The following is a 13405-nucleotide window of genomic DNA, read 5'->3' on the forward strand; positions in this document are numbered from 1 at the left end:
GCTGGAACCGTTGGTATGCAGCGTCGACTCGTCTTTTCCCTTTCAGGATTGGCGGTGGCTGGTACCACGTCTTCGAAGCGATGAAAAGCGCATGATGACGGCCAATTGCACGCCGCGCAGATCGGCCGGCTCGTGCCCTGCACGACAAATATGGCGACAAGGATGAAACCGACTTCCTGTCTACACACCCGGCGACACCGGAACGCATCGCCGAGACCTTGCGTTGTGCCCGCCAGGTCGGCGCCTCGAAGTAGCTGGCCCTGAAATGCAAAGGGTGCTGGCTGCGGACATATCAAGGCATCCGTGATAACGCTCGATTGCGGTCGAACCAGCGACCGCCCTGCGTCTGACTTCCTGCCCCCCGGACTTGCCCCGCGTGAACAGAACCACCCCGCTGATCCTTGCCGTCGCCCTGTTCATGGAGAACATGGACTCGACGGTCATCGCAACGTCCCTGCCGGCGATCGCCACAGACATCGGCACGAGCCCGATCGCGCTCAAGCTGGCGCTGACGGCCTATCTCGTCTCGCTCGCCATCTTCATCCCGATCAGCGCCTGGATGGCCGATCGCTTCGGCGCCAAGCTGGTCTTCCGCGTCGCCATCGGCGTGTTCATGCTGGGCTCGGTCGCCTGTGCGCTGTCCAATTCGCTCGGCGCCTTCGTGCTGGCGCGCTTCCTGCAGGGCATGGGCGGATCGATGATGACGCCGGTGGCGCGCCTGGTGCTGGTGCGCACAACTGAGAAGAGCGGGCTGGTGTCGGCCATGGCGACGCTGACCATCCCTGCCCTCATTGGCCCGCTGATCGGCCCGCCGGTCGGCGGCTTCATCACCACCTTCTTTGCCTGGCACTGGATCTTCCTGATCAACATTCCGATCGGCGCGATCGGGATCTGGCTGTCGGGACGGTTCCTGCCCGAAATTCCACCCGAGCCGACGCGACCGCTTGACGTGCCCGGCTTCTTCCTGTCGGCGATAGCAGCGTCCGGCATCGTCTTCGGCCTGTCGGTCGTCAGCCTGCCGGCCTTGCCACCGGTCGTGGGTGCGGTGACCATCGGCATCGGCGTGATCAGCGCCCTGCTCTACATCAGGCATGCCAGGCGCGCAGCGCACCCGCTGCTGCAGCTCAAGCTTTTCTCCAATCCGGTTTTCAGGACGGCGATCGCCGGCGGATCGCTGTTCCGCATCGGCGTCGGCGCAACGCCGTTCCTCTTGCCGCTGCTGTTCCAGCTCGGCTTCGGGCTCACGCCGTTTCAGTCCGGCATGATCACCTTCGCCACCGCTGCGGGCGCGCTGTCGATGAAGTTCGTGGCGCCGCGCATCCTGCGCACTGTCGGCTTCCGCACCGTGCTTCTCGTGGCGGCGGGCGGCTCGGCTTGCCTGATCGCCGCCAACGGCTTTTTCACGGCCGAGACGCCTTACCTGGTGATCCTGTCGGTGCTGTTCCTCGCCGGCTTCCTGCGCTCGATGTTCTTCACCTCCACCAACGCTCTGGTGTTCGCCGATATCGAGCCGGCGCAGAGCGGCCAGGCAACGTCGATCTCGGCGGCGGCCCAGCAAATCACAGTCGCACTCGGCGTCGCCGTCGGCGGCGGCGCACTGGAGATGTGGAGCGTATTTACTGGCCAGGCCATCGGCGGCGCGGGCTTTACCTTCGCCTTCCTCGTCATCGCCGTGATCACTGCACTGCCGATCCTGCTGTTTGCGCGGATGGCGCCCGATGCCGGCAGGACGATCTCCGGCCATGGCGGGCCCGAGCGGACCGCCGAGGAGCCGCAGCAGCTATGATGCGTCGGGGACTGCCCTGCCCTTGAAGTCCTTGGCGAGCAGATAGAGTTCGGCCGATTCGTCACGCGAGGCCGGCGGCTTGACGTGATGGACGGTGCGGAAATTCTGCTTGAGAAGGTTCAAAAGGTCGGCCTCGGTGCCGCCCTGGAAGGTCTTGGCCAGGAAATGACCACCCGGCTTGAGCACCGAGATGGCAAAATCCGCAGCGACCTCGCACAGATGCATGGTGCGGATGTGGTCGGTGCGGCGGTGACCTGTCGTCGGCGCCGCCATGTCGGAGAGCACGACGTCGGGTGCACCGCCAAGCGTCTCCGAAAGCCGCGCCGGCGCGTCGTCGTCCAGAAAATCCATCAGCAGCACGGGCGCGCCCGGCACGGCATCCATTTCGAGATAATCGATGCCGACGACATGCGGCTTCTCGGCGGTCGAGCCGGTGCGAGCCGCCGCCACCTGGCACCAGCCGCCGGGCGCAGCGCCCAGGTCGATGACCTTCATGCCGGGCTTGAGCAGATGATGCTTGTCGTCGATCTCGATCAGCTTGTAGGCGGCGCGGGATCGGTAGCCGTCAGCCTTTGAACGCTGCACATATGGGTCGTTCATGTGGCGCTCGAGCCAGCGGCGCGACGACTCCTTGAGGCCACGCTTCTTCTTGATCTTGGTGCGCACCACGCGTGTCGCGCCTGCCGCCACCTCCGGCTTTGTCGGCTTCTTGGTCATCTCAGCTGTCCGTTCCGCCAGTTGCGGCGCCACACGCCGTCGTCGGCCATCAATTCGCTCAATATGCCTTCGCGCAAGCCCCTGTCGGCGACGCGCAGCCTTTCCGACGGCCACACCGCCCGGATCGCCTCGAGAATGGCGCAGCCGGCAAGCACGAGATCGGCCCGGTCGGCGCCGATGCAGGGATTTGCCACGCGCTGCTGGAAATCCCAGCCGAGCACCTTTTCGACCATGCGGTCGACGCTCAGTCCGTCCATCCACAGGCCGTCGACGCGGCGACGGTCGTAGCGGTCGAGTTCGAGATGCACGCCGGCAAGCGTGGTCACCGTGCCCGACGTTCCCAGCAGATGGAATTTGGGACCCGACACGACGTGGCTGAGCCGGTCGCGCCCATCGAACGAGCGCAGCCGCGTCGCGACATCCTCGACCATGGCGGCAAAAATCTCCCGCGTCACCGTGCGGCCGCCGAAACGCTCGGCGAGGGAAACCACGCCGACCGGCAGCGAGGTCCATGAGACGATGTGATTCGCCAGGCGCGGCGAGCGATGGCGCGAGACGTCGATCAGCGCGATCTCGGAGGAGCCGCCGCCGATGTCGAACAGGACGACGCCGTCGGTGTCGCGCTCGACCAGGGAACCGCAGCCGGACACGGCAAGCCGCGCCTCGGTCTGGCGGTCGATGATCTCGAGCTTGAGGCCCGCCTCACGCTCGACGCGGTCGATGAACTCCGCACCGTTTGCGGCCGTGCGGCAGGCTTCGGTGGCGATCAGCCGCGCATTCCTGATCTTGCGGTTGCGCAGCTTGTCGCTGCAGACCTTGAGCGCCTCGACCGCGCGGTCCATCGCCGGCTGGCCGAGACGCCCCGAGGCAGACAACCCCTCGCCCAGCCGCACGATGCGCGAGAAGGCATCGATGACGCGGAACTGTCCGGGCCGGCCTGGCACGGCGACAAGCAGGCGGCAATTGTTGGTGCCGAGGTCGAGCGCGGCAAAGACCGGCAGCTCCGCGGTCGGCACGCGGCGCACCTGCTCGGCCTGCTCCAGCTTCGGTGCAGGTTTTGCCGGCGGCATGTTCGGCTTCAGCTGTGCCGGCGGGATGGCGGTTTCAACCTGTCCGCCGCCGGCCACCGGCTGTAGGCCATCGCGGGCAAAAACCTTGCGGCCGCGCCGGCGCTTGCGCCTTTTCCTGGTCTTTGTCTTGTGTTGCGCAGCGTCCCCTTGGCCGTGACCGTTGACCGGTCGTGCGGCGGCCTGACGGCCCTTTTGAGATCGGCCAGCGCTGTGACGCGACGGCCCATCCCCGGAGACACCCGCATCCGACGCGTCAGCGCCGGGCTCGCGGTCCTTCACCTTGCAACTTCCTTCTGGCGCCGCGCGAACCTTTCGGACGCTGCACGCGCATCTCATCTTGTGTTGAAACCAGACTATCAGCGCGCGCGCGGATCACCAAGGCCGCCTGCGTCGAAATTTGCCCTCGCCTTGCCCGGGCAGCACGGGGCTTCCGCACGGAACCCCCCGGTTCGGGTTGAATAGCCGGCTTTGATGGGGCAAAGCTGGAACCCCACCCGGTCGTGCGAGCGGACGCATAGCCACAAAACGAGGTATCGAAACGCCAGACCGAAAGGAGCAGGCAAGCGCAGCCGCATGAGAATCAAGGACCTAATCTGGCCCGTCATCGGGCTCGGCGCCGTCGCCGTTTCCGCCTGGCTGCTCTACAATGAGTGGCGTGAAATCTCCCTCGACGACGTCTGGAGCGGCCTTGTCGCCATCCCTCTGCATGGCTGGATCCTGTCGGCACTGAGCTCCGTCGTCGCTTATGCCGCCCTTGCCGGCTATGACCACATCGCCCTTCTGCACCTGCGCAAACGCGTGTCGTGGTTCTTCGTCACCGCCTGCTCCTTCACCACCTATGCGCTGTCGCACAATATCGGCGGCTCGGTGTTTTCGGGCGCCGTCATCCGCTATCGCGCCTATGCCAGCAAGGGGCTGAGCGGCCAGGACGTCGGCGTCCTCGTCGGCATCTGCTGGTTCACTTTCGTGCTGTCGAGCGTCTTTGTCGGCGCCGTGGTGATTCTGCTCGAGCCCGGCCTGCTCGACCGCTACACCGAAGGCAGTCATGAAGGCTGGTGGATCGCGCTCGGCATTGCCATGCTCGCCTCGGTCGCGGCTTACGTTTTTGGCAGCTGGCTGCATCTCAAGCCGCTCGCCATCCGCAGCTTCCGCCTCTATTACCCCTCCCTGCCGATCGTCGCGCGCCAGCTGATCATCGGCCCGCTGGAAATCCTGGCAGCGGCTGCGATCATCTATTTCGCCCTGCCCACTGAGAACAATCCCGGCTACCTGATCGTGCTCGGCATTTTCCTGGTCTCGTTTGCGGTGGCGCAGGCCTCGCATGCGCCGGGCGGCCTCGGCGTTCTCGAAGTGGTGTTCCTCACCGGCCTGCCGGAAATGGACCCGGCAACCGTGCTGGCCGCCCTGCTGGTTTTCCGCCTGTTTTATCTCATCATTCCGCTCATCCTCGGCATCGTCGCCGTGCTTGCCTTCGAGCATTCGCAGTTCGGACGCAGCGGCAACACGGACAAGCGCTGAAATGCGAAATTGCCGCCGCCTGTGGGGTTGACTATTTCCCGGCGGCGGCTAAAAGGCGCGCACCGGCGGCGTTGAACAAGCGTCGCGGCCGACACCAGATCGGCCTTGCTGGGGAATAGGTTAACGGTAGACCCACGGACTCTGACTCCGTTAGTCCTGGTTCGAATCCAGGTTCCCCAGCCAAATTTTCTCGCCCTTGAGAGACACTCACTCAGGCTCTTTCGCAGCACTAAGACACCTGGTAGCAAGTCCAGGAGAGCCCGGTTTTCCAGCGAAAGAGTACGTCCATCCGATGGCGAAGGCCATTTTGACCATCAAGGCCGAGTCGTCCTACAAGGACCTGCCGGAGCAGCATTATCATTTCCCGCGCACCTATCTGCGTCAGGTCGAAGCCGCGCGTGGGGACTGGATCGTCTATTATGAACCGAGGCGTCCGAGCGGCGATCTGATGAAGGCCGGCGGCAGGCAGGCTTATTTCGCGACGGCCCGAATTGCCGACATCATTACGGACAGCTCGAGGCCCGATCACTTCTACGCGCTGATCGAGGACTTCCTGCCTTTCGATCATGCCGTCCCGTTCAAAGAGGCTGACGACTATTTTGGGCACGGCCTGCGCAAGGCGGACGGCTCGACGAACAAGGGAGCGTTCGGTCGTGCTGTCCGAAACATCTCCGACTCCGAGTATGACCTGATCCTCACTTCCGGCTTCGCGCATGTCCTTGGGAAACGCGACCGCGAGAGGCCGACGCCGGATCCGGTCGAGGAGGCGCGTATCGGATTTGGCGACAATCCGCAGGCCCCCTATGAAATCGACAGTGTCGAGCGTCGGATCATCGCCCAGGTCGTGCAGCGCCCCTTCCGGGATCGGGCGTTCTCCGCGGCGATCAAGACCGCCTACCATGACACCTGCGGCGTCACCGGCCTCAAGCTGATCAACGGCGGAGGGCGCTCCGAAGTGCAAGCGGCTCATATTCGTCCGGTGGCCGATGGCGGCCCCGACAGTGTGCGAAACGGGCTCGCACTCTCCGGCACCGTGCACTGGATGTTCGACCGTGGCCTGATCTCGGTCGATGACGACTACAGCCTGCTCATTGCCGGCAGCGGCGTGCCCGACACCATAACCCGACTTGTCAATCCGGAGCGGCGGCTGCTCGTCCCGGCGAGGCTGGATGAGCGACCGCATTCACAGTTCCTGCGGTATCATCGCGAGCAGGTTTTCAAGGGGTGAGGTAACGGACATTATGTCCGCGCGCCCATAGAGTTCGACTGACGGCGCTGGCGGGCTGTATGGGGGCACCCCACGCGCCGTAGTGCAGAACATCGTATCGACCACTGCCAGCCTTGCTGGCTCTGCCCCACGCCCAGCGCATCGCCCTGCCCCTGCCCTCACCGTGCGCGCAGCACGCTCGGCAGGATGCCGAAATGTTCCTTGAAGCTTTTCGAGAAGTAGGACGCCGAGTCGAAGCCGCAGGCGATGGCGATGTCGGTTACCGACATATCGGTCATTTCGATGAGCTGGCGGGCGCGGCGAAGCTTGAGTGTCAGATAATGCTGCCGTGGCGTGGTCGACAAATGGCGCTCGAACAGGCGTTCGATCTGGCGCCGCGACAACGAAACCTCTTGGGCGATCGCCTGGAGCGACAAAGGCTCCTCGATGTTCCTCCCCATCAATTGCAGGATACGTGACAGCTTCTTGCCGGCGCTGCCGAAGCGCAATCCGGGCAGCAGCGACTGGGCGCTCGCACCGTCGCGCCAGCGATCAGCCGCGAGATGCTGGCAGATCTGGCGCACCAGCTCGATCTCGCAATGCTGCCCCACCAGTTCCATCGCGAGGTCGAAGGCGGCGAACTCACCGGCGCAGGTGACGATGGAGCCATCGCGGACGAACAGCGCGTCGGCGATGGACAGGCCATAGAAGGTCTCGTGCAGCGCCGCCATCTTGCCCCAGTGGATGGTGCAGCGGGCCCCATCCAGCAGCTTCGCGTCGGCGAGCAGCCAGGTTGCGGTGCCCAATGCATAAATCGGAACGGCGGCGCGGTGGATGCGGCGCAGGAAGCTGCGCAGCTCGCTCGTGCTGCGGTGCTCGACGCCGTCTCCGGCGCAGACCAGCACGGCCGTGTGGCCGCAGGTGGTGACTGCCGCCTCCTCGGCAAAGACGTTGCCCGCGACCTCCAGCGCCATGCCGCTGGCGCTGGCGACCGAATGGCCGTCGAGGCTCGTCAGCTGCCATCGAAACAGGCTTTTGCCCGACAATGAATTGGCGAGCCTGAGCGGCTCGATCATCGATGCCAGGCAGAGTTGGGAGAAACCGGGCAGGAGCAGGATGTGGAAGCTCGATACGACCGCATCCGATGCCGTGGGCAAACAGGAGGAGAGCGCCCGACCGGCAAGGGGCCGGTCTTCCAGGTCAAACGACATGGGCCTGTGAGCTATGTTCACGTCGCTCTCCTCCGTGGCCTGGGTGTGCCGTTGTCAGCCCTTCGACCGGCGAATTTCGATGAACGGCAAGGACACGACAGTGGCCGAGACAAGCCCGATGCCTGCGCCCTCGTCATCCTTCAGTTCGACATCGACATTGGTGCCCGGCGATGACAGCCCGGCGGGCAGGAAACCGAAGCTGATGGCGCGCTTCAGCGTCGGGCTGAAGGTAAGGCTTGAGGCACGCCCCACCGGCTTGCCGGCGTGCAAGGCTGGCATGGAACCCCAGTAGACCCGGGAAAGAGCGGTGCCATAAGCGCTGTTTTCGGCAGCCACAGTCACGATCTCGCTTGCGTCATATTGCAGCCCGACAAAACGCCGTCCAGGCTCGGTCGAGGCTGCTGCAGCCTGAAGCGCCTGCTTGCCGACAAAATCGCTGCCGAAATCGATCAGCCGCCCGAGGCCGGCCTCGATCGGCGTGATGTTCAAATCGTCTGTGACGTCGACGCGCGCGGTGCGGGGGTCCGGGCCGGCGCCGTTGTAATCGGCCGAGACCAGGATCAGGCCGGCTTCGATGCGGGCCACGTCGACAGCGTATTCGCCTGCCGGCATCACGCCAAATGGCTGGCCGACGGACTGGAGCTCTTTCCACACTGCGGCACCTGCTGCCCTGGGCACCCAGAGCTCGAAGCCGAGTTCGCCGGTGAAGCCCTGCCGGGCAACCAGAATCTCATGGCCGGCAATGGCGGCGCGTCCGATCTGCGAGAATTTGAGGCTGGACCAGTCGCGGCCGGTCGCGGCCTGCATCAGTTCGAAGGCGCGCGGCCCCTGCAGCGAAAGGATGCCATAGTCGTCGGAGGCGTTGCGGATCTCGACCTGAAGGTCCGTCGCCTGGCTGGCAAACCATGCGTGGCTCGTTTCACCCGAGACGATGAACCAGTCCTCCGCGAGGCGAAAAACCAGGCCGTCGCCGACGAGAAGGCCGTCGCGGTTGCACCATGGCGTGTACATCACGTGGTCGACGTCGAGCCGCGTCATGTCGCGGGTCATCAGCCGGTCGACGAGGCGATGCGCGTCGGGGCCGCGCAGCTCCATCTTGGGCAGCGGCGACATGTCGATCATGGCAACGGCGTTGCGGATCGCCGCCAGTTCCCGCGGCATGCTCGTATAGACGTCGGGGACGATGTATTTGTCCCACGCATACCACCAGGTGGTCCGCATCTCGGCGCTGCTTGCGACGTGGAACGGTGTTCCGTTGCCCGCCAGTTCAGCCTTGTCCAGCACTGTCATTCTCCTCCTGACTTGAGTGGCCCGACTGTGCAGCCAACGGGGTATCAAGAGAATACCGCGCCAACGGCAATCCATATCCCTGATTAAAGCCGGGATGGAATTTACCCAACAGAGGTCTTATTCTGCTTTACCTGAACAAGGCAGAGGGTGTGCTGGCATGGACTCCATCGTCGACGTCGGCCACGGTTTCGCCTTCGGCGAGGCGACCTATTCCCGCGGCGGCGTCTATGGACCTTTGTCGAGGCAGTATGTCAGCCTGATCTTCGTCCATCAGGGGTTGATCAGGGTCACCTGCGACGACGAGAAAACGACCCTTGCGGGTGGGCAAGCCGCGTTCTTCAAGAATGACCGCCTGTTCCTGATCGAGATGGAACGCGACATCCTGCACCAGGTGGGATGGTGCGAAGGCGTGCCCGGCAAGATCTGGGCAAGCGGCCCCTCTCCGCTCGCCGGCGCCTCGCCCGTTGTCGCCCTGACCGAAAGGCTGGCCGCCCTGCAGCGCATCGGCGTCGAGCTCGGCTTTTCCTCCACCACGGGTCTCAACGACGTGCGCAATGCCGTTGGCTACGCGCTCTACACCGCCTTCTTCCATGAGGCGCAGCTCAGCGAACGCGACCGCTTCGTTCCCAGGCCGATCCTCAGGGTGAAGCGACACATGGATGAAAACATGGACAAGGACATCACAGGCGGCGCGCTCGCGGCCATCGCAAACCTGTCGCCGCAACAGCTGATTTCATCGTTCCGCAAGCACATTGGCGTCACGCCGATGCGCTATCTCTGGCAGATGCGGGCCAATCGCGGCCGGGCCCTGCTGCTGCAAAGCGGCCTTTCGGTTTCCGAGATCGCCTATCAGTGCGGCTACAAGAACCCGTTTCATTTCTCGCGCCATATCAGGCAGAATTTTGCGATGACGCCGACCGAGATCCGCGCGAACAAGGGCTACCGTCCTGCCAGCGATGTGCTGGAGAACCCGGGCAATACGGCGTTTTGATCTCAATGACGAAACAGGCGACATGCCGGAAGCATGCCGCCTGTTGGAAATGGTACCGCAGTCGAGCCTGCGCCCGGTCATTCCCTGGCGTAGGGGATGCCCAGCCGCGCCGGCTGGCCGGACCGGAAGCGCAGTCCCATCAACAGGCAGATCGAAGCGAGATAGGGCAGCGCGAGCAGCAGCTGGTGCGGAACCTGTGCGCCGACCACCTGCAGGTGGGTGGCGAGCGACTCCAGGAAAGCGAACGCCGTCACCGCGACGAGAACGCCCTTCGGCCGCCAGTTGCCGGCGATGAGTGCTACGATGACGATCCAGCCACGGCCGGCGGTGAAATCGGCCAGGAAGCGGTCGGAAAAGCCGAGCATGAGGAAGCCGCCGCCAAGGCCGGTCATCGCACTGCCCAGCATGACGGCTGCATATTGCCGGGCCGAAACGCTGAGGCCCTTGACGTCGAGCGCCTTGGGATTTTCACCAAGGCAGCGCAGTTCGAGCCCGTAGCGGCTGCGATAGAGCAGGAACCAGACAACCGGCACCAGCAGCAGGGCGGCATAGGTCAGGGCACGCTGCGAAAACAGCACCGGGCCGATGACGGGAATGTCGGAAAGCAGCGGGATGTCGACGTCCTGAAAGCCCGAGAAGATCGGCTGTGCCCGGCCCTGGATGTAGCTCTGGAACCAGTAGAGCGTGAGCCCGCCGGCAAGCAGGTTGAGGCCGAGACCGGCGATGAAGTGGTCGACCCGCAGGGTCGCGGTCATGAAGGCAATGACGATGCCCATCAATGCACCGGCAACGATTGCCGCCAGCACCGCCAGCCACAGCGAACCGGTCATCGTGGCAACCAGATAGGCGGCAAAGGCTCCGGTCAGCATCGTGCCCTCGACGCCCATGTTCCAGATGCCGGCACGCTGGGTGATCAGCTCGCCCATCGCCGAGAACAGCAGCGGCGTCATGATGCGTATTGTCGAGGCGAGGATGCTGATGATGATCGCTTCCTGGAACAGCTGGCTCATTGGACGGCAACCTTCATGACGATTCGGTAGCGCGCCAGGACGCCGGCGCAGAGGAAGAAGAACAAGGTGATGCCTTGCATTGCCGGCACCAGCGAGGCCGGTACGTCGCCGAGCACCCGCATATAGACGGCACCGCTCGCCAGGCCGCCGAAGAACAGCCCGGCAAACACGGTTCCTATCGGGCTCAGGCCGCCGATCATGCCGACAATGATGCCGGCATAACCAAGGCCGATGAGATTGTCGGCGCGCAGGCGGTGAGAGACGCCAAAGAGCTCGATGGCGCCGGCAAGGGCTGCAAGCGCGGCACTCGCCATCATGATGACGCTCACCGTACGGGCGATGTCGACGCCCTTGTGGCGCAGGGCCTCCGGATTGTAGCCCAGGCCACGGATTTCATAGCCCAGAGGCGTGCGCGACATGACGAGCGCGCAGATGGCGGCGGCCAGGAAAGGCAGCAGCACCCCGGCATGTAGACGGCTGCTGCCGAACAGTGCCGGCAGGAACGCCGCATCGGGCAGCATCGGCGACTGGTGGTAGGCAACCGTGCCGCCGGTCTCGCCCCATGGGCCACCCTGCAGCAGCCATGAAAGCAGATAGACGACCAGATAGTTGAGCATGACCGTCGAGATGATCTCGTTGACGGCAAAGCGGTTGCGCAGCACCGCAGCGATCCAGCCAAGACCCATGCCGGCCGCCATGCCGAAGGCGAGCACGCCGGGGAAAAACAGCAGCGGCGGCAGGCCGGCAAGCAGCTGGGCGCCGAGATAACCGCCCATGGCGCCGGCAAAGACCTGCCCTTCCTGGCCGATGCTCCATATCTGGGCGCGGAAGGCGATGACCGTCGCCAGTCCAGTCAGGATCAGCGGGGCGGCCTTGACCAGCGTCGTTGCCAGCGCCTTGGGCGAGCCGACCGAACCCTGCAGCAAGGCGCCGAAGACATCAGGCACATTGGCGCCCGTCGATGCGATCAGAATTGCCGAAGCCGCCAGGCCCGCGACAATGGCCATGATGAAGGAAGCGAGCGTCCAGAGCGCGTTCGCCTCCATCCTGCGTTCGAAGACGATCATGCCGACACCCTTTCCTTACTGGCCGCGGTTTCCCCACGGCGGCCGGCCATCATGACGCCGACTTCGGCAACCGTGACCGTCCTGGGGTCGACGATGCCCATGATTTCGCCCTTGAACATCACGGCGATGCGGTCGGCGAGGCTGAACAGATCGCTGAGCTCTTCCGAGGCGAGCACGATGGCAAAACCTTCGGCGCGCTTCTTCAACAGTTGCGTCTGCACATATTCGATGACGCCGACGTCGAGGCCGCGCGTCGGCTGGTTGGCGAGCACCAAGCCCGATGCATGCAGGAACTCGCGGGCGATGATGATCTTCTGGGCGTTGCCGCCTGAGAGCTTGCCGGCCGCGACATGCTCGTCGCGCGTGGCGATCTGGTATTCGCCGATCATCTCCCGGGCCAGGCCAGTGATCGCGTCGTGATCCATCAGCGGGCCCTTGCAGTATTTCGGGCTGCGCTGCCAACCGAGGACGACGTTCTCGGCAACGCTGAACTCGGGCACCAGTCCCTCGCGGAACCGATCGTCGGGAATGTGCCCGACGCCGCGGTCCATCATCGCCCGCGGCGACATGCCGGCCACCTCCTCGCCCTTGAAGATGATCGAACCGGCGGCCGGCCTGCGCACGCCGCAAAGCACCTCGAACAGTTCCTTCTGGCCGTTGCCGGCAACCCCGGCAATGCCGAGGATCTGGTGCCGCGCGACCGAAAAGGAAACATCCTTCAGCACCGCATCGCCCCAGAAGCCGCGGGCCGACAGGCCTTCGACGGCCAGGATCGTCTCGCCCGGCGCAATTTCGGGCTTGGTGACGGTAAAGGAGACGTCGCGGCCGACCATCAGCGTGGCCAGCTCGTCCGGCGTGGTGTCGGGCGTATCGAGCGTCGCCACCACCTTGCCCTTGCGCAGGACGGTGACCCGGTCCGATTGCATCACTTCGACCAGCTTGTGGGTGATCAGGATGATCGACATGCCGCGGGCGCACATCTTGCGGACGATGTCGAACAGCACCTTCGACTCGCCCGGCGTCAGCACCGCCGTGGGCTCGTCGAGGATCAGGATCTGCGCATCAAGATAGAGCGCCTTGAGGATTTCGACCCATTGCTGACGCCCGACCGGCAGTTCCCAGACATAGGCATCGAGATCGAGATCAATGCCGTAGCCGTCGCAGATGCCCCTGAGCTTCTGGCGCGCCTCGGCGGCATTCAGCCGCCAGCCCGACCGCTGTGTGCCGACGATGATGTTTTCGAGCACGGTGAATTCCGGAACGAGCACGAAATGCTGGTGCACCATGCCGATGCCGTAGCGGATTGCGTCCATCGGCGAGGCAATGTGCACGGGTTGGTCGCGCAAAAGGATCTCACCCTTGTCGGGCCGGTAGAAGCCGAAGATGCAGGACGAAAGCGTCGACTTGCCGGCACCGTTCTCGCCGAACAGGCAGTGGATCTCGCCGCAGCGAAGATCGAAGTCGACATCGTCGTTGGCGGTAACCCCGGCGAACCGCTTGGTCAGGCCTTCGACACGCAAGGCAGTGGACATGAGAGG

General features: G+C 64.4%; 11 protein-coding genes and 1 tRNA gene. 5 read left to right on the forward strand and 7 right to left on the reverse strand.

All coding sequences use genetic code 11. The features are described 5' to 3' along the window. The first annotated feature begins 376 nt into the window (after positions 1-376). The gene (locus DY201_RS18690; RefSeq protein WP_115732486.1) at positions 377-1786 is read left to right on the forward strand and encodes an MFS transporter; all 1410 of its coding nucleotides are present in this window, start codon (positions 377-379) and stop codon (positions 1784-1786) included. On the opposite strand, the gene DY201_RS18695 is transcribed toward DY201_RS18690, so the two are convergent. Beyond that, the gene (locus tag DY201_RS18695; RefSeq protein ID WP_115732487.1) at positions 1781-2503 is read right to left on the reverse strand and encodes an RlmE family RNA methyltransferase; all 723 of its coding nucleotides are present in this window, start codon (positions 2501-2503) and stop codon (positions 1781-1783) included. The two genes, DY201_RS18690 and DY201_RS18695, sit on opposite strands and share 6 nt — an antisense overlap. Then, positions 2500-3852 (reverse strand): Ppx/GppA phosphatase family protein, encoded by a 1353-nt coding sequence (locus DY201_RS18700; protein WP_115732488.1) that lies wholly within the window; start codon positions 3850-3852, stop codon positions 2500-2502. The genes DY201_RS18695 and DY201_RS18700 overlap by 4 nt, the downstream gene beginning before the upstream one ends. Before the next feature lie 294 nt (positions 3853-4146). Between DY201_RS18700 and DY201_RS18705 the strand changes: the two genes are divergently transcribed. The 3 genes from DY201_RS18705 (at position 4147) to DY201_RS18715 (ending at position 6319) form a co-directional block, all read left to right on the forward strand. Next, positions 4147-5091: a lysylphosphatidylglycerol synthase transmembrane domain-containing protein gene (locus DY201_RS18705; RefSeq protein WP_115732489.1), complete on the forward strand. Its 945-nt coding sequence runs from the start codon at positions 4147-4149 to the stop codon at positions 5089-5091. Positions 5092-5200: 109 nt separating this feature from the next. Then, positions 5201-5274, forward strand: a tRNA-Gln gene (locus tag DY201_RS18710). A gap of 109 nt (positions 5275-5383) precedes the next feature. After that, the gene (locus DY201_RS18715) at positions 5384-6319 is read left to right on the forward strand and encodes an HNH endonuclease (protein ID WP_115732490.1); all 936 of its coding nucleotides are present in this window, start codon (positions 5384-5386) and stop codon (positions 6317-6319) included. A 158-nt stretch (positions 6320-6477) separates the two neighbouring features. Here DY201_RS18715 and DY201_RS18720 read toward each other — a convergent pair whose 3' ends face one another. Beyond that, entirely contained in the window at positions 6478-7530 is a 1053-nt protein-coding gene (locus tag DY201_RS18720; protein ID WP_131922354.1) for a GlxA family transcriptional regulator, read from the reverse strand. Between the two features lie 33 nt (positions 7531-7563). Further along, positions 7564-8793, reverse strand: a complete 1230-nt coding sequence (locus tag DY201_RS18725; RefSeq protein ID WP_165915938.1) for an aminomethyl transferase family protein — start codon at positions 8791-8793, stop codon at positions 7564-7566. 163 nt (positions 8794-8956) lie between these two features. Between DY201_RS18725 and DY201_RS18730 the strand changes: the two genes are divergently transcribed. Then, complete coding sequence (locus tag DY201_RS18730; RefSeq protein WP_165915937.1) at positions 8957-9790, forward strand: helix-turn-helix domain-containing protein; 834 nt, start codon at positions 8957-8959, stop codon at positions 9788-9790. A 77-nt stretch (positions 9791-9867) separates the two neighbouring features. On the opposite strand, the gene DY201_RS18735 is transcribed toward DY201_RS18730, so the two are convergent. From DY201_RS18735 to DY201_RS18745, 3 genes are read right to left on the reverse strand one after another with little or no spacing between them, the layout of a single operon-like run. Continuing rightward, complete coding sequence (locus DY201_RS18735) at positions 9868-10800, reverse strand: ABC transporter permease (protein WP_115732494.1); 933 nt, start codon at positions 10798-10800, stop codon at positions 9868-9870. Further along, a complete protein-coding gene (locus DY201_RS18740) occupies positions 10797-11867 on the reverse strand; it encodes an ABC transporter permease (RefSeq protein ID WP_115732495.1) in 1071 nt (356 codons plus the stop codon). Before DY201_RS18740 ends, DY201_RS18735 begins: the two co-directional genes overlap by 4 nt. Continuing rightward, on the reverse strand, positions 11864-13399 hold the full coding sequence (locus DY201_RS18745) for an ABC transporter ATP-binding protein (protein WP_115732496.1): 1536 nt from the start codon (positions 13397-13399) through the stop codon (positions 11864-11866). Before DY201_RS18745 ends, DY201_RS18740 begins: the two co-directional genes overlap by 4 nt. Positions 13400-13405: the final 6 nt, after the last annotated feature.

Source organism: Aminobacter aminovorans, from assembly GCF_900445235.1.
Classification (GTDB): Bacteria; Pseudomonadota; Alphaproteobacteria; order Rhizobiales; family Rhizobiaceae; genus Aminobacter; species Aminobacter aminovorans.